The sequence below is a fragment of the Bacillus cereus genome (assembly GCF_007678085.1).
GTDB classification, from domain to species: Bacteria; Bacillota; Bacilli; order Bacillales; family Bacillaceae_G; genus Bacillus_A; species Bacillus_A cereus_BE.
Genome location: NZ_VEDW01000002.1, coordinates 178,556 through 193,374, shown reverse-complemented (window position 1 = coordinate 193,374; position 14,819 = coordinate 178,556). Strand labels below are relative to the sequence as shown.

The following is a 14,819-nucleotide window of genomic DNA, read 5'->3' as shown; positions in this document are numbered from 1 at the left end:
AATCGTGGAAAGGATGGGATTAACACATGTGGAACGAGTTTAAAAAGTTCGCTTTAAAGGGAAACGTAATTGATTTAGCTGTCGGGGTTGTAATCGGTGCTGCATTCGGTAAAATCGTTAGTTCTTTAGTAAAAGATATCATTACACCATTAATCGGTTTATTAATGGGAGGAATTAACTTCACAGGATTAAAATTTACAGTAGGCGAGGCCTCTGTTAAATACGGTAACTTTATCCAAACGATTTTCGACTTCCTAATCGTTGCATTTGCAATCTTCATTTTCGTTAAAGTCTTTAACAAAATGACTTTAAAAAGAGAAGCTGAAAAGAAAGAAGAAAAAGCAACAAAAGAAGAAGTTCTTCTTAGCGAAATTCGCGACTTATTAAAACAACAAAACTCTTCTAAAGATAGAGCATAATTGAACGGATAAAAAGGCATGTCCCTCGGGGACATGCCTTTTCTATATGCTATAACGTTTCCGAATTCATATGAATAAATAAAATTATACCTGCAACCATAAGTACCATAATACTACCTGCAAATAGTGTAATACCGATGAACATTAAACTTGTGCTCATGTCCACTGATACACTTTCAATAAAAATAGAAATTACATACGTGATAAGGGCAATTCCTGCAAGAATACTTCCTGGAACTAATCGCTTTAAGCCATTTTGTTTTAACGTCATATATGCAAAAATAGCAGTCATACAAAGCGTAATTATCCAAAGAACGATCATCTCTTCTCCCCCCTCACAAGCCTTTTCTTTCTATTATACATGACATTGCCCTATAATAGTTAAATTTGCACTTATGTGACATATAACAAGGAATCATACAATCTATAGAGAAGTCTTCCAGATAAGCTATATACTAGGGAGGATTTCAATTGGAAGATGATAATGTAGGATATTTTAAACAAGTAGAGCGATTCGATTATATTACAATCGACTTAGACAAAAAGTTTTTTTATATCGAAGTTGTACAACTAGAAACAAATATAACTTTGCTAAAAGTATCACTTAACTTAGACAAGGATGAAACTATTATTGCTGGCAATGTGAAACAATACAATCCTTCTAGGTTAGAACAATTAATACAAAGCTTCAAACGCACTGCACAAACATGCCTGGAACATAATTTACGAAGTCCTGAAGAACTTTTTGCATTTTGGAAAGGAAATTGACCACTAGAAATAAATGGATATTTTTCATATAAATCGATATAATTACTATATATAAATATTATTTATAAGGGAGTGTTCATAATGCTTTGGATTTCACTAATCGTATTAGCCTATTTCATCATTCTCGTCCCAATACAGTATAACTATATTAAGATGCTAAAGACAAAACAGAAAAAAATGAACGTGTCACAAAACGAGCTATATGACAACATGTCTTATGAAGAATCCCAAATACATTATCATTACCAAAGTAACGTATTTACAATACCTGCTTCGCTTGTCGCAAGTATTATTTATAGAGTGAAACATGCAGCATAATATGTACGCTGTAAAATTATTGTTTGAATCTGTTCATTCAGGTGAGCCTGATCCTACGAAAATGGATAAGCATTATGAAGAAAGTAACGATACACTTTTTGAAGAAAGTATTATTCTGGTTAAAGCAAACAGTTTAAAAGAAGCTCATGAACTAGGTGAAAAGATAGCTATACAGTCTGAAGAATCGTACGACAATGTGTATGGTGAGCAAGTCACATGGAAGTTTCGAACAGTTTTGCATGTGTTTGAATTAGACGATACACCATTTGAAACTGGAAAAGAATTGTACGCAAGATTTTTACACGTTAAGAAAAATGAAACGGTAGATACAGTAGTTAAAACATACTATCCTGACTACGAATAAAAGCTCACAGCAATCGCTGTGAGCTTTTTTATACTTACTTCGTTGAATCTCTAAATTGGATACGGTGAGGTAAGATAACAGTGTGATCTTCCACTTTTTCTTTGTTCATATACTTTGTTAATAGACGCATTGCTACTGCACCAATATCGTACATTGGTTGTACAACTGTTGAAAGTTGTGGACGAACCATTAATGCAAGGCGTGTATTATCGAAACCAAGTACTTCTACATCAGTTGGTACATTTAATCCAGCGTCTTGTGCTGCATGGATTACACCTAGTGCCATTTCGTCAGAAGATACGAAGATTGCTGTTGGCTTTTCATCACTGCTCCAAAGCTTTTCGAATGCTTCGATACCTGAATCATATGTGTAATCTCCATCGATTACAAGATTTTCATCATATGAAATACCTGCTTCTTCTAGAGCTTTTTTGTAACCTTGTAACTTCTTCGCGCTTCCAGCTTTATCAATGAAAGGACCAGAAACGAAACCGATACGCGTATGTCCTTGCTCAATAAAGTGTTTCATTGCGTCGTAAGCTGCTTGTGTGTAATCAATATTTACTGATGGCGTTTCATTTTGCTCATCAAATGACGCTGCTAATACGATTGGTACTGGAGACTTTTTGAATTCTTCAATGTGAATGTCTGTAATATCTTCACCCATGAAAACAATTCCGTCCACTTGTTTTCCAAGCATCGTATTTAATAAATGGAACTCTTTCTCTTTGTTTTGGTCAGAGTTACTTAAAATGATGTTATATTTGTACATTGTTGCGATATCTTCAATTCCACGAGCAAGTTCTGCATAAAACGTATTTGAGATATCAGGAATAATAACACCTACTGTAGTTGTCTTCTTACTTGCCAGTCCACGTGCTACCGCATTTGGGCGGTATCCTAAACGATCAATTGCTTCTAATACTTTCTTTCTTGTTGTAGGCTTTACATTTGGGTTACCGTTCACAACGCGTGATACGGTAGCCATTGAAACGTTCGCTTCGCGCGCTACATCATAGATTGTTACGTTCATCTCATCGCACACTCCTTCTATTTTTGTTATCTATTTTTATGTATCGGTTACTTGAATGAAAAAAAGACATCAACTCTATTTGCAGATGCCACCAATCGTCCCGAGTTCTTCCTTTTACTAATGATACGATAAAAACGCAGGCTCATACAATATTTTCCCGCAAAAGTTTCGAAAAAATTCGCTTCTTTTCTCGTATTTTCGTATTTTTTATGAAAAAAAGGGCATTTTTTGTAAAAAAATAGATATCTTATGGGTAGAAACTGTATATTAAGCCGTACGTTAATGAAATTTATATCAGCGATTTTTTAAATATATCGACTTACCAATAAAAATCGACAATGATATTAATTTGATGTGCTGGATCTGGAAGTACTTCAGCAATAATCGTATCTGTATCAATTGTCATCGTTGCTTTTACAGCTCATAATAGAAGGTCACATCGCCCTATAGAATACGTTACATCGGCAACGACAGGTAAATGTGTTTCCTTCTTTAAAATCGGCACAGCGGAAATATGAAGCGTATTACGCATCGTTCTTTTCCAACATACACTTTCATTTACAATAAAAAAAGACAGTTTAAACACTGTCTTTTTTATAAGAAGGAAACAAACGGTTTATCGCTGTTTTTCTCTTTTATAATAATTGCCTCAATTTTACTCTCAGACTTGATCTGCAATTGCACTTTTGCATCTTTAGGTAATTTTTCTAACATACTTTGAGCAGCCATTTGGGTAAGAGCCATTAATTCTGTTTTACCATTGTATTTAATAACGATATTCATATTTAATGTATCCATCTGGTTTTTCTTGTAAGAAACTTTAGCATTGACTGGGATATAATCTGCTGGAGAAAACTTTTTTATTAAATCCGCAAATTCATTTATTTTTGTATTATCTTCACCATATGTCTTTGTGAATTCATCAGAAGGATATGAATACGCTTGTTCATCGATCGTACTCCAATTTCCAAGGTTCGTATCATTCTTTTGAACGGTAGCACTAGCAATATACGTACCATTTTTTAAAGAACTTGTACTTTCTTGCTTAAAGATAGCAAACGTAATTTGAGATTTATTATACTTGTCATTTTTATTAATAGCTTCAGTAAGTTGCTTGGCAACTTCAGCACCCTTAGACATTGCTTCTTCATTCGATACACTTGAAGACATCGCTAACCCAATCACCACACCAGATAAACTTAATTCATTTGAGTTCTGCTTCCCGAAATAGTCTTGTTCTATAATATTTGTCAAAACTGGCGCTTCTACTTTCGCAACTAGCTCATCAATTAACTTCTCTGGAATATACTGATTTAATTGCAGTACATGATTTTCTGTATCAAATTGCTCTTTTGCAATACTCATTAAACCATTTTCATACTCTGCTAAATCTAATTTAGAATTTGTTTTTATATTGGCTGTATTTATAACCTTTTGTTCTTTTAAAGGAATTACAGTTCTATAATAATCTTTAGAAACAGCAGTTCTCGGAATCATACTTTTTTCTTTCGTATCCTTCTGTATAACTTCATCCTTCTTACTAATCGTATTATTACTACAAGCTCCTAGTAATAAACTTACGACCGCGAAGGATAATGCCATTTTCTTCATTACTTAAAACCTACTTTCAACAATCTAGTTATTTAATTTGAACTATTAACAGTGTACCATTAAATATATTTCAACAAAAACAAAAAAAAGAAGCAAGCACCTTTAGCTTGCTTCTTTTTACTTAATATTCTCTTCTAAAGCGTCTTTTTTAATGTTCCAATGAGACGTATTCCACACTACCATCCCATCTTTTATGTATAACACTTGCGGAGATTCATGTTTAATGCTGTACTGTTCTGCAACACGATTCGAAACATCTCTCGCATCTTGTACGTATAAGTAATACGCTGGTACTGCTCTTTCTTCACTACAATACGCTTGAAATTCTGTATATGCACCATGACTAATCGGGCATGTCGTACTATGTTTAAAAAGAACATAAGGCTCGTTTTTTTCTACTAATACTTCAAGCTCTTCAATTGTTTCAACTTTTGTCATATTCATCATGATTCACCTCTCATACGAAGTCTAGAGCGCTTCTCTTTCTTTTCAGCTTTTTTCTCAAGTCTTTCTAATTTACGCTCTTCTTTTTCAACCTTTTTCTCTTGTCTTGTCGCACGATAATGATTGTATACTTCAATTGCTGCGCTACTCCACTGTACAACTTGCGCTACTTTATCTGCATTATTTTCAATTTCGTCCGTAACAGACTCTGATACATTACGAAGTTTCGTATTTAAGGAATGGATTGTCGTTCCAATTCCATCTACACCCGATACTACTTTATTTAATGATTGTGACTTCTGTTGAATGTCATCAGCTAACGCATTTGTTTTATGTAATAATTGCTCCGTCTCTACGCTAATCCCTTGCATTTGCTTTTCTAAACCTTCTAACGTGCTTGCAACGTTTTCTAACGTCTTCTGAACAGATAACAACGTTCTGCATACATACACTACTAATACAGCGAAAGCAACCGCGATAATAGCCGCACTTACATATAAAAGAACTTGCATTTCATCACTTCCTTTATCTTTTTCATACTTTCTCCTATTATACAATCATTTTCCGTTTCGTTCTAATCCCTATCTTTTCATTAGAATTTTCATACTTATTCGTTAACTTTAACATAAATGATTCAACAAATTCCACTAAGTAGGTTACAATAGGAGAGGATACATAATTAGTAGGGAGGCTTTACATATGAAAGATCCACGCATTGAAAAGTTAGCATACAATTTAATTAACTACTCTATCCGCTTACAAAAAGGCGAAAAAGTATTAATTGAAAACTTTGGCTTACAAAAAGAACTTGTAACTGCACTTGTAAAAGAAGCATATGCAGCTGGTGGTTTCCCATTCGTTTCTTTAAAAGATCATCAAGTAGATCGCTCTTTATTAATGGGTGCTACTGAAGAACATTTCGAACAAATCGCTGCATATGAAGCAAGCGTAATGAAAGATATGGACGCTTATATCGGTCTTCGCTCTGGCGATAACATTAACGAACAAGCTGACGTGCCAAGTGAAAGAATGCAAATTCACGGTCAAACAGTTGGTAAGAAAGTTCATAGAGACATCCGCGTTCCGAAAACACGCTGGGTTGTTCTTCGCTACCCAAATGCTTCTATGGCACAGCTTGCTAAAATGAGCACAGAAGCTTTCGAAGACTTCTACTTCGAAGTTTGTAACTTAGACTACGGTAAAATGGATAAGGCGATGGATAGCCTTGTTACATTAATGAATAAAACAGATAAAGTTCGTCTAACTGGCCCTGGAACTGACTTAACATTCTCTATTAAAGACATTCCAGCTATTAAATGCTCAGGTCATTTAAACATTCCAGACGGTGAAGTATACTCTGCACCAGTTCGCGATTCTGTTAACGGTACAGTTTCTTACAACACACCATCTCCTTACAACGGTTATACATTTGAAAATGTACAACTTAAATTTGAGAACGGTCAAATCGTTGAAGCAACTGCAAACGATACAGAGCGCATTAACAAAATCTTCGATACAGACGAAGGCGCGCGCTACGTTGGTGAGTTCGCAATCGGCGTAAACCCATACATCTTACATCCAATGGGAGACATCCTATTCGATGAAAAAATCGATGGCAGCTTCCACTTCACTCCTGGACAAGCTTACGACGATGCATGGAACGGCAACAACTCGAACATTCACTGGGATTTAGTATGCATCCAACGCCCTGAATACGGCGGCGGCGAAATTTACTTCGATGACGTACTAATCCGTAAAGACGGACGCTTCGTTGTATCTGAATTAGAAGCTTTAAATCCAGAGAACTTAAAATAATAATAAAAACGCTCGGAATTTTCTCCGAGCGTTTTTTAATACTTTAATAAGTCTTTCGCCACATCTTCTGGCACTTTAAAACTCATTTTCTTATTTTTCATTTCAACTTCAATATACGGAACATCTTTATATACTGTCATCGTACCAATTTCATGTAATTCCTTTTTATCTTTACTCGACTCTGATAATTTTGTTGTATCCTCTTGGTACATTTTAAATGTCTTCCCTTGCGGAGTATCTAAAGGAGCCGACTGCATTTCCCACTTATCCATTTTCATGACTTCAAACAGCTTTTCAATCTCTTTCTTATCGGTAATTACTTTTTTATCACTTGAATCTGTAAGTGATTCAATCTCAACCCTTTGTGCCTTTTCAAAGTTCATATCAGCCTTTTCCTTCTTCGCACTACACCCTATTAAAAGAACGGATGCGGTTAGCAGAAGTACAAATAACATAAGGACTTTTTTCATTTCTAATCCCCCTAACTACATAGAGCTACTTTTTTCGTTTTTTGTTTGCTGAAAATGAAAATAATATAAAAGCACCACTGCGATAGTACCTATTAATATTGGTTCATATAAGGGCAGATCCCATTTCATATATACTCTAGTGCAAATAGCAAGCACCAGCAATATTTCCAAACAAAACAAAGGTTTTACATATTTCATTTCTTACCTGCCATTTCTATTTTTACATGTGGATTCTCTTGTTCTATAAGCAATAAAAACTGCTCCATTTGTTGCGGTATCGCAACCATATGTACTTTATACGCATTTGTTGTAATTTCAAGACATTTCCCAACTTGACGAATGATTCTTATCTCTTTCAATACGATATCGTCATTTAAAATACCGTACTTTAACACGCCATTTTCTACTTTATGCTTTTTAATAAATACTTCCCAAACGAGTGGCACATTTACAAGGAAACATAAACCCATCCCAATTAACGCTGACATCCACTGCTCTTTATTTGCGAAAAGCATGACAAGTGGATATACGAACATAAAACCTAACGTGAGACAAACGAAAATTACTGCCGATTTACTTCTTTGAATCGGAATGTTCATACACGCACCACCCAACCTAAATTATACCACTTTTTCCGTTTTAGTCCATAAAAAAGGCCATTTCTGAATGACCTTTTACACGATGTACCTATAAAATTTCTTATCTACCTCTAACACTGGAAAATTTTTCGGCAACTCGTCTATACTCACACTTTGAAAACCATTCTTTTCATAAAAGCGATGTGCTGCTAAAAATTTCACTGTCGTTCCTAAGTAAATATCTTTCAGCTTTTTATTCTCAGCCCACGAAATTGCTGTTTGGAGCAACTTATGTGATGCACCCCACTCTTTTCCGCGAAATTCTTTTTTTACGAACATTTTTCTTAGCGCTACTTGCTGATTCCCAATATCTAATAACGCCACTGTTCCAATTACTTTATCATTATAAGTTGCAACCCAAAAGTTTCCATAATCCCTTTGGTAGAACGTTTCTATTTCAAGTAAGTCTGGCTGCTCTTCTTTCGTAATGGGAACATTGTACTCTTTTTGCTGAATATGAACGATAAGATCTACTACTTCATCTTGAAACGTACTTTCATACGGAATAATGCGTATCTTCTCGTTCATCGAATCTCCTTCCATTCTGAAGCTAGTAAACTATACACAGCAATATCTTGAAAATGATCATATAGCCATTCATCATCTCTTAAAATACCATCTAACTTAAAACCTAAACGCTCTGGAATAGCGCGGCTTTTCACATTCTCAACACCGCATCTAATTTCCATTTTATTTAATTTTAAATTCTCAAATGCATAGTGAAGTACAGCCTTCACGCTACGCGTCATAATACCTTTCCCGCCAGCATCTTCTGCAAGGTAATACCCGATACTTGCCGCTTTCTTCCCCCAGCTTACCGGATGAATACCTACCATCCCAACGAGCTTTCCTTTGTAACGTATGCCACTTTCAAAACCGTCTCCCTCTGCAAACTTCTTTAACCACATCGGACAAATCTCATCATACGCACCAGCAGATTTTACCCCATCTACCCAAGGAAGCCATCTTCGTAAATGATTACGGTTCTGGTCTATTAATTGATATAGGTCCTCTTTATGATGCTTCTCTAATAACTGTAATTCGATTTCATCGTCTACTCGAAGTGTGAACATACTTGTTAGCTCCCTTTTAGTTTTCTTATTATTCTAACACTTATAGGTATAAATTGTTAAATATTCACACTTCCTTTTGAATTTTATATATGAACAACTACTATATATGATTGATATCTAGATACGAATCATATATAGTTAAAGTATGGAAAAAAATGATAATTTTATAATTCAATTACGTAAAGGTGTTTTTGATCTCGCTATTTTGTCTTTAATAAGTAAACAACCTATGTACGGATACGAAATTACAAGTGCATTACAAGATATCCCTGTATTTCATATCCCAAACGGTTCGATTTATCCTATATTAAATCGAATCACGAAAAACAATTGGGCTGTTTCCTATTGGGAAGAGTCCGGTGATGGTCCAAAAAGAAAATACTATCGAATTACAGACCAAGGGAGAGAAATTTTAAATAGTCGCCTACATGATTATGATGCAGTGTATCATGCTCTAATGTTACTAGCTAAAGGAGAGGATAAAAAATGAACAAGGAACAATTCTTTGCAAATGAACTCATTACTTCTTTCTTACAGGATTTCGACAAAGGTTTAATAAACTTACCTATATCAGCAAGAGAACAACATGTACTAGAAATCAAATCAGATTTATATGAAAATGCATTAAGTAAAGACAGCGAAGGGGTACCATTAGAAATCATCCCTTCACACGTGATTGAAGAATTTCTTCCTCCAAAAGAATTAGCAAAGGAAATTGCAGTAGAATATACAGATGTTATTCAAGATGCACAGCAATCTACAAATACATTTATTAAATACTTTACAGGACTATCTGTTGCTCCACTTGTGGCTTTATCAGTACCTATCGCACTTGGCTTTATAAATATTTCAGCTAATTTACCATTTTTATTAGCCTTTATCGCAAGCAATATTTGGTTCATCTGTAGAGAAAACCATTGGAATACAAAGCAATTAAAATTTTTAAAAACAATGATTTCCTTTAGTACTAGCGTTTTAATCGCACTTCCATTTGCATTTTTCGCGATTCGAATTATGATAACAAAACAATTCGATATGTTTTCATTCTATTATTTAATTGGATATGTACTTTTTAGTTCACTATATATCTTCTTATTAAAACAACTATACAAAAAGAATGAACAATACCAACATATCAACGCTTTTTAAAATATATTGAACACAACAAAAAAGACGCACAGCCACAGCTATGCGTCTTTTCTATTACTTCTCTGCAACTTGAACTTCTTTTACGTAAGCTGCTTCGAATTTTTGGATGTCGCCTGCGCCCATGAAAATTAGAACGCCGTTTTTATGTTTCTTTAATACATCCGTTGTTGTATCTGTAATTAATTCTGCACCGTCAATACGCTTTTGCAGATCTTCGATTGTTAATTCACCTTTGTTTTCGCGCGCTGATCCGAAAATATCACATAAGTATACTTGGTCAGCTTTGCTTAAGCTTTCAGCAAACTCATCTAAGAATTTTTCTGTACGTGAGAATGTGTGCGGCTGGAATACAGCGACAACTTCACGCTCTGGATGTTTTTGACGAGCTGCTTCAATCGTTGCATTAATTTCTGTCGGATGGTGCGCGTAGTCATCGATGATAACCTGCTCTCCCATTGGCTTTTCATTAAAGCGACGTTTTACGCCTTCAAAAGTTGTTAGCTGATGCTTAACTGCTTCTACATCAACGTTTTCATAATGACAAAGTGCGATTACTGCTAATGCATTTAATACGCTGTGGTTGCCGTATCCTGTAATTTTGAACGTGTCATAGTACGTATTACGAACGAATACATCGAAAATAGTACCATCTGTTCTCTTTTGAATGTTACGTGCTTGGAAATCATTATCTTCTCCAAATCCATAGAAAATAACAGGTACTTTCGCTTGAATTTTTTGAAGTTCTTCATCATCTCCACATGCAATAATGCCTTTTTTCACTTGCAATGCCATCTCTTGGAATGCATTGAATACATCATTGATATCTGAGAAGTAATCTGGATGATCAAAATCAATGTTTGTCATAATCGCATAGTCTGGATTGTAAGACAAGAAATGACGACGATACTCACAAGCTTCAAATACAAAATACTTACTATTTTCTACCCCATGCCCTGTTCCATCTCCAATAAGGTAAGATGTAGGATGTGCACCTTGCATTACATGGGCTAACAAACCAGTTGTTGATGTTTTTCCATGTGCACCAGTTACAGCAACACTTGTGTATTGGTTCATAAGGTCACCTAAGAAGTGATGGTAACGATGTACCGGTATGTTTAATTCTTTTGCTGCTACGATTTCTTCATGCGTATCAGGAAATGCATTTCCTGCAATAATCACTTGTCCTTCTTTTACATTATTTTTATCAAAAGGAAGGATCGAGATATTACGCTTTTCCAACGCTGTTTGTGTAAAGAAACGCTTTTCATAATCAGACCCTTGAACAGTATGCTTCATGTCATGAAGAATTTGAGCTAATGAACTCATTCCTGTTCCTTTAATTCCTACAAAATGGTAAACTGTCATCTTAAAGAACCTCCAACATTTCGAACTAATACAACGGCCTATCTATAAGACAGTATATGAATCTTTTCTTATTTTGGTAATCATCATACATTTTTGATGTAGTGAAGTTATTCTTCCCTTCACTTATCAGGATAAACTCGTACGTACTTCTTTTTTATGTCCATAACAAATCCATTATAGCAAAAAAGAAGCCGCTATACTATGATAACAGAAAAACTGATAGGGTCAATCACCTATCAGTTTTTCTCTCTTTTACATATCTTCTCTTTTTTCTAATTGAACACGCTCTAGACGTGGGTTTGGACGATATTTACGACCAGCTTTCGCTTCGGGTTTTCCATTTAATTCTACGTTATCACCAGTAAAGCCAATATTCATTTTTAATAAGCTACTTCCTACTCCGTATATATCAACAGGTACGTTTTGAGCTTCAAATTCACGAATACGCTTCTCATCAAATCCACCAGTTACAACGATATCTACATGCTGGAATCCTTCTTCATCAAGCGCTTTACGAAGTGCGAATACAAGCGATGGATTTACACCACGTGGATCGAATGTTCCAAGTACTTCTGGGTGGCGAATGAAGTATTGATCAATCATCGTGCGCGACGTATCTACACGTACACCTTTTAATGTTGATCCAAATTCACGCGCTACGCGAAGTGCATCTGTAATGACATCATTATTGTAATCAATTAATACAACTAATTCATCTTCTGGGAATTTCTTATGATATGCTTTTGCCGCTTCCACAACATCACCATTAAACATTTGAATTAATGCGTGAGGCATCGTCCCCATACCACTTCTGCCCCACCATTCATTCATCGCATGCGTCGCTTGTGCGCTCATACCTCCGATGTATGCTGCATAACCGTCACCAGCTTGTTGTGTATAATGATCGTCACGGTCTCCCATGAAAATAACTGGTTTTTCTTTATCTACGCTACGCGCAGCTTGGACAACGTTATATACGTTTGTCGCAACTGATGTACGACGAGCTAAAATCCCATCAATGACACCTTCTAAAAATCCGAAATTTTCATAAGGACCATGAATTGTTAACACTGTTTCAAACGGACTAATATTATCGCCATCTTTTAAAGAGTTAATTTCAAGTTCCTCAGGATTTTTAGCGAATGTTTGTAGCAATGCAATCACTTCATCTGTTCCGCAAAGAACTGCATTTTCCTTTTGGAAAAATTGCATCGTTACAACACTTTTCGGGCGAAATTCTTCAATGATTTCTCTAGTCTTTAAAAAGTAAACGGCAGAGAACCAACCTTCTCCAACACGTTCGTCAAATTTAAATGTTCTATTTGTTAGTCTATTTATTTCACCTTTTAATTTTAATTCAATTTCTTTCATGTCGCTTTACTCCCTACTTTACTATCCAACATTTTCTCTTAGTATACAGCAAAACCGTTTACTATACATTTGTTTCCTGCATAGCAGCGAATTCATCCTCAGAAATAAGGACATCTCTTGGCTTCGTTCCTCTTGCTTCAGAAATAATTCCTTGCGATTGCATCTCTTCAATGAGACGTGCTGCACGATTATAACCGATGCGGAATTTTCGCTGTACAGAAGATGTGGACGCTCCCCCTTGTTCTACAACAAATTGACATGCTTCAAAGAACAATTCGTCTTCCGACTCAGCCTGTTCTGTTTTCGCTAATAAATCCTCTTGCTTGAATAAGTAATTCGGCTTCATTTGCTTTTTCACATGATCAACTGTCTTTTCAATCTCATCATCCGATACATATACACCTTGTACACGAACAGGCTTAGATGTACCGTTCCCTAAAAATAGCATATCACCACGGCCAAGTAATTTCTCCGCGCCTCCAATATCAATAATCGTACGCGAATCAACTTGAGATGATACAGTAAACGCAATACGCGTTGGAATGTTTGACTTAATTAAACCTGTAATAACATCTACAGATGGACGTTGCGTCGCTACTAATAAATGAATACCACAAGCACGTGCTTTTTGCGCAATACGACAAATTGCTTCCTCAACATCACCAGGTGCTACCATCATTAAGTCGGCTAACTCGTCAATGACAATAACGATATAAGGTAATGTCTCTCCTGGAATTTCTCGCTCACTTACAATCGTATTGTAACGAGTTAAATCACGAGCACCAGCGTGCGCAAACAATTCATAACGACGCTCCATTTCTTCAACTGCCCACTTTAAAGCCGCTGTCGCTGCTTTTACATCCGTAATAACAGGTGCTACAAGATGTGGAACAGAATTGTATGGTGCAAGCTCAACCATCTTCGGATCGATTAACATTAATTTCACTTCATGCGGTTTCGCTTTATATAAAATGCTCGTTAAAATTGCGTTAATACACACACTTTTACCAGAACCTGTTGCCCCCGCAATAAGTCCGTGTGGCATTTTTCGAATATCCGTTACAATTGGATCACCTGAAATATCAAGTCCTAGCGCAACTGTAAGCGGTGATTCGCTCTTTGTAAACACAGGGCTTCTTAAAATTTCACGAAGAAATACGGGCTTACTTTCTTTATTTGGAACTTCGATTCCAATCGCGCTCTTCCCTGGAATCGGCGCTTCAATACGAATATCTTTTGCTGCTAAACTCAGCTTAATATCATCACTTAAATTTGTAATTTTATTTACTTTCACACCTGGGTCTGGCTGTACTTCAAAACGAGTTACTGCTGGACCTTGCGATACGTTAATAACATGTGCGCCAACATGGAAATTATTAAACGTTGTATCTAATAATTCCTTCTGCTCATCCAACCATTCCGTATTATCTAGCGCTGCTTGTTGCGGAATCGATAGCAATGTTAATGGTGGAATTGCATATGTCGGTGGTGTTTGCAATACATTTCGCATATCGTTCTCTCTTTGATTTACAACATATGCTTTCTCTTGTACTTCCGTACTTGAAATTGGCTTTTGTACTTGCTCTACCACTACTTGTTGCACTGGGCGTTCTTCCACTTGTGGTTCCACTACCACTTGCTGCATTGGTTTCTCTTCCACTTGTGGTTCTACTACCACTTGTTGCACTGGTGTTTCTTCCACTCGTGATTCTACCACCACTTGCTGCATTGGTTTCTCTTCCACTTGTGGTTCTACTACCACTTGTTGCACTGGTGTTTCTTCCACTCGTGATTCTACCACCACTTGCTGCATTGGTTTCTCTTCCACTTGTGGTTCTACTACCACTTGTTGCACTGGTGTTTCTTCCACTCGTGATTCTACCACCATTTGCTGCATTGGCTTTTCTTCCACTTGTGGTTCTACTACCACTTGTTGCACTGGTGTTTCTTCCACTCGTGATTCTACCACCACTTGCTGCAT

General features: G+C 36.1%; 20 protein-coding genes and 1 pseudogene. 7 read left to right on the top strand and 14 right to left on the bottom strand.

The window, feature by feature from the left end; genetic code table 11:
* The first annotated feature begins 26 nt into the window (after window positions 1-26).
* Window positions 27-419, top strand: a complete 393-nt coding sequence (gene mscL, locus FS742_RS10120) for a large conductance mechanosensitive channel protein MscL (RefSeq protein ID WP_144612230.1) — start codon at window positions 27-29, stop codon at window positions 417-419.
* A 49-nt stretch (window positions 420-468) separates the two neighbouring features.
* On the opposite strand, the gene FS742_RS10115 is transcribed toward mscL, so the two are convergent.
* Complete coding sequence (locus FS742_RS10115; RefSeq protein ID WP_097840838.1) at window positions 469-741, bottom strand: DUF3917 domain-containing protein; 273 nt, start codon at window positions 739-741, stop codon at window positions 469-471.
* A 149-nt stretch (window positions 742-890) separates the two neighbouring features.
* Here FS742_RS10115 and dhp61 point away from each other — a divergent pair, with 149 nt between their 5' ends.
* The 3 genes from dhp61 to FS742_RS10100 all read left to right on the top strand — a co-directional run bounded on the left by dhp61 (window position 891) and on the right by FS742_RS10100 (window position 1,869).
* Window positions 891-1,187: a protein Dhp61 gene (dhp61, locus tag FS742_RS10110; protein ID WP_144612229.1), complete on the top strand. Its 297-nt coding sequence runs from the start codon at window positions 891-893 to the stop codon at window positions 1,185-1,187.
* A gap of 81 nt (window positions 1,188-1,268) precedes the next feature.
* Window positions 1,269-1,505, top strand: coding sequence for a DUF3949 domain-containing protein (locus tag FS742_RS10105; RefSeq protein ID WP_144612228.1), 237 nt, complete (start codon window positions 1,269-1,271; stop codon window positions 1,503-1,505).
* A 1-nt stretch (window position 1,506) separates the two neighbouring features.
* Window positions 1,507-1,869 (top strand): DUF4288 domain-containing protein, encoded by a 363-nt coding sequence (locus FS742_RS10100; protein WP_144612906.1) that lies wholly within the window; start codon window positions 1,507-1,509, stop codon window positions 1,867-1,869.
* Between the two features lie 34 nt (window positions 1,870-1,903).
* Here FS742_RS10100 and ccpA read toward each other — a convergent pair whose 3' ends face one another.
* From ccpA to FS742_RS10075, 5 genes and pseudogenes are all read right to left on the bottom strand, one after another.
* Entirely contained in the window at window positions 1,904-2,902 is a 999-nt protein-coding gene (gene ccpA, locus FS742_RS10095; RefSeq protein WP_144612227.1) for a catabolite control protein A, read from the bottom strand.
* 355 nt (window positions 2,903-3,257) lie between these two features.
* Window positions 3,258-3,446 (bottom strand): annotated as a pseudogene (locus FS742_RS28015) (bifunctional 3-deoxy-7-phosphoheptulonate synthase/chorismate mutase); the annotation flags it as partial.
* A gap of 50 nt (window positions 3,447-3,496) precedes the next feature.
* On the bottom strand, window positions 3,497-4,513 hold the full coding sequence (locus FS742_RS10085; RefSeq protein WP_144612226.1) for a CamS family sex pheromone protein: 1,017 nt from the start codon (window positions 4,511-4,513) through the stop codon (window positions 3,497-3,499).
* 117 nt (window positions 4,514-4,630) lie between these two features.
* Window positions 4,631-4,957, bottom strand: a complete 327-nt coding sequence (gene ytxJ, locus FS742_RS10080; protein WP_001057490.1) for a bacillithiol system redox-active protein YtxJ — start codon at window positions 4,955-4,957, stop codon at window positions 4,631-4,633.
* Window positions 4,957-5,469 (bottom strand): DUF948 domain-containing protein, encoded by a 513-nt coding sequence (locus FS742_RS10075; RefSeq protein ID WP_001197726.1) that lies wholly within the window; start codon window positions 5,467-5,469, stop codon window positions 4,957-4,959. The genes ytxJ and FS742_RS10075 overlap by 1 nt, the downstream gene beginning before the upstream one ends.
* Window positions 5,470-5,656: 187 nt before the next feature.
* Here FS742_RS10075 and FS742_RS10070 point away from each other — a divergent pair, with 187 nt between their 5' ends.
* Window positions 5,657-6,772, top strand: a complete 1,116-nt coding sequence (locus tag FS742_RS10070; protein ID WP_000654740.1) for an aminopeptidase — start codon at window positions 5,657-5,659, stop codon at window positions 6,770-6,772.
* Window positions 6,773-6,807: 35 nt separating this feature from the next.
* Here the strand turns inward: FS742_RS10070 and FS742_RS10065 are convergent, their stop codons facing one another.
* From FS742_RS10065 to FS742_RS10045, 5 genes are all read right to left on the bottom strand, one after another.
* The gene (locus FS742_RS10065) at window positions 6,808-7,242 is read right to left on the bottom strand and encodes a hypothetical protein (protein WP_144612225.1); all 435 of its coding nucleotides are present in this window, start codon (window positions 7,240-7,242) and stop codon (window positions 6,808-6,810) included.
* A gap of 15 nt (window positions 7,243-7,257) precedes the next feature.
* Window positions 7,258-7,440 (bottom strand): hypothetical protein, encoded by a 183-nt coding sequence (locus FS742_RS10060; RefSeq protein WP_144612224.1) that lies wholly within the window; start codon window positions 7,438-7,440, stop codon window positions 7,258-7,260.
* The gene (locus FS742_RS10055; protein WP_144612223.1) at window positions 7,437-7,841 is read right to left on the bottom strand and encodes a PH domain-containing protein; all 405 of its coding nucleotides are present in this window, start codon (window positions 7,839-7,841) and stop codon (window positions 7,437-7,439) included. Before FS742_RS10055 ends, FS742_RS10060 begins: the two co-directional genes overlap by 4 nt.
* Window positions 7,842-7,916: 75 nt before the next feature.
* A complete protein-coding gene (locus FS742_RS10050; RefSeq protein ID WP_144612222.1) occupies window positions 7,917-8,408 on the bottom strand; it encodes a GNAT family N-acetyltransferase in 492 nt (163 codons plus the stop codon).
* A complete protein-coding gene (locus tag FS742_RS10045) occupies window positions 8,405-8,953 on the bottom strand; it encodes a GNAT family N-acetyltransferase (RefSeq protein ID WP_144612221.1) in 549 nt (182 codons plus the stop codon). The genes FS742_RS10050 and FS742_RS10045 overlap by 4 nt, the downstream gene beginning before the upstream one ends.
* A 145-nt stretch (window positions 8,954-9,098) precedes the next feature.
* Here FS742_RS10045 and FS742_RS10040 point away from each other — a divergent pair, with 145 nt between their 5' ends.
* Together FS742_RS10040 and FS742_RS10035 are read left to right on the top strand one after the other, a co-directional pair.
* A complete protein-coding gene (locus tag FS742_RS10040; RefSeq protein WP_144612220.1) occupies window positions 9,099-9,443 on the top strand; it encodes a PadR family transcriptional regulator in 345 nt (114 codons plus the stop codon).
* Window positions 9,440-10,102, top strand: a complete 663-nt coding sequence (locus FS742_RS10035; RefSeq protein WP_144612219.1) for a hypothetical protein — start codon at window positions 9,440-9,442, stop codon at window positions 10,100-10,102. Before FS742_RS10040 ends, FS742_RS10035 begins: the two co-directional genes overlap by 4 nt.
* Window positions 10,103-10,156: 54 nt before the next feature.
* Here the strand turns inward: FS742_RS10035 and murC are convergent, their stop codons facing one another.
* The 3 genes from murC to FS742_RS10020 form a co-directional block, all read right to left on the bottom strand.
* Window positions 10,157-11,467: a UDP-N-acetylmuramate--L-alanine ligase gene (murC, locus tag FS742_RS10030; RefSeq protein ID WP_000219461.1), complete on the bottom strand. Its 1,311-nt coding sequence runs from the start codon at window positions 11,465-11,467 to the stop codon at window positions 10,157-10,159.
* Window positions 11,468-11,719: 252 nt separating this feature from the next.
* Entirely contained in the window at window positions 11,720-12,838 is a 1,119-nt protein-coding gene (locus FS742_RS10025) for a nicotinate phosphoribosyltransferase (protein ID WP_000658380.1), read from the bottom strand.
* Between the two features lie 61 nt (window positions 12,839-12,899).
* Window positions 12,900-14,819, bottom strand: a 1,920-nt coding sequence (locus FS742_RS10020; protein ID WP_144612218.1) for a DNA translocase FtsK, incomplete at its 5' end; no start/stop codon positions are given.

What these genes read in the sequence shown, in the direction of transcription:
- mscL (WP_144612230.1), top strand. Translation starts at nt 27, where the DNA reads ATGTGGAACGAGTTTAAAAAGTTCGCTTTAAAGGGAAACGTAATTGAT.
- ccpA (WP_144612227.1), bottom strand. Translation starts at nt 2,902, where the DNA reads ATGAACGTAACAATCTATGATGTAGCGCGCGAAGCGAACGTTTCAATG.
- FS742_RS10045 (WP_144612221.1), bottom strand. Translation starts at nt 8,953, where the DNA reads ATGTTCACACTTCGAGTAGACGATGAAATCGAATTACAGTTATTAGAG.
- murC (WP_000219461.1), bottom strand. Translation starts at nt 11,467, where the DNA reads ATGACAGTTTACCATTTTGTAGGAATTAAAGGAACAGGAATGAGTTCA.
- FS742_RS10085 (WP_144612226.1), bottom strand. Translation starts at nt 4,513, where the DNA reads ATGAAGAAAATGGCATTATCCTTCGCGGTCGTAAGTTTATTACTAGGA.
- FS742_RS10065 (WP_144612225.1), bottom strand. Translation starts at nt 7,242, where the DNA reads ATGAAAAAAGTCCTTATGTTATTTGTACTTCTGCTAACCGCATCCGTT.
- FS742_RS10055 (WP_144612223.1), bottom strand. Translation starts at nt 7,841, where the DNA reads ATGAACATTCCGATTCAAAGAAGTAAATCGGCAGTAATTTTCGTTTGT.
- FS742_RS10100 (WP_144612906.1), top strand. Translation starts at nt 1,507, where the DNA reads ATGTACGCTGTAAAATTATTGTTTGAATCTGTTCATTCAGGTGAGCCT.
- FS742_RS10115 (WP_097840838.1), bottom strand. Translation starts at nt 741, where the DNA reads ATGATCGTTCTTTGGATAATTACGCTTTGTATGACTGCTATTTTTGCA.
- FS742_RS10040 (WP_144612220.1), top strand. Translation starts at nt 9,099, where the DNA reads ATGGAAAAAAATGATAATTTTATAATTCAATTACGTAAAGGTGTTTTT.
- FS742_RS10105 (WP_144612228.1), top strand. Translation starts at nt 1,269, where the DNA reads ATGCTTTGGATTTCACTAATCGTATTAGCCTATTTCATCATTCTCGTC.
- FS742_RS10050 (WP_144612222.1), bottom strand. Translation starts at nt 8,408, where the DNA reads ATGAACGAGAAGATACGCATTATTCCGTATGAAAGTACGTTTCAAGAT.
- FS742_RS10035 (WP_144612219.1), top strand. Translation starts at nt 9,440, where the DNA reads ATGAACAAGGAACAATTCTTTGCAAATGAACTCATTACTTCTTTCTTA.
- ytxJ (WP_001057490.1), bottom strand. Translation starts at nt 4,957, where the DNA reads ATGAATATGACAAAAGTTGAAACAATTGAAGAGCTTGAAGTATTAGTA.
- FS742_RS10060 (WP_144612224.1), bottom strand. Translation starts at nt 7,440, where the DNA reads ATGAAATATGTAAAACCTTTGTTTTGTTTGGAAATATTGCTGGTGCTT.
- FS742_RS10025 (WP_000658380.1), bottom strand. Translation starts at nt 12,838, where the DNA reads ATGAAAGAAATTGAATTAAAATTAAAAGGTGAAATAAATAGACTAACA.
- FS742_RS10075 (WP_001197726.1), bottom strand. Translation starts at nt 5,469, where the DNA reads ATGCAAGTTCTTTTATATGTAAGTGCGGCTATTATCGCGGTTGCTTTC.
- FS742_RS10070 (WP_000654740.1), top strand. Translation starts at nt 5,657, where the DNA reads ATGAAAGATCCACGCATTGAAAAGTTAGCATACAATTTAATTAACTAC.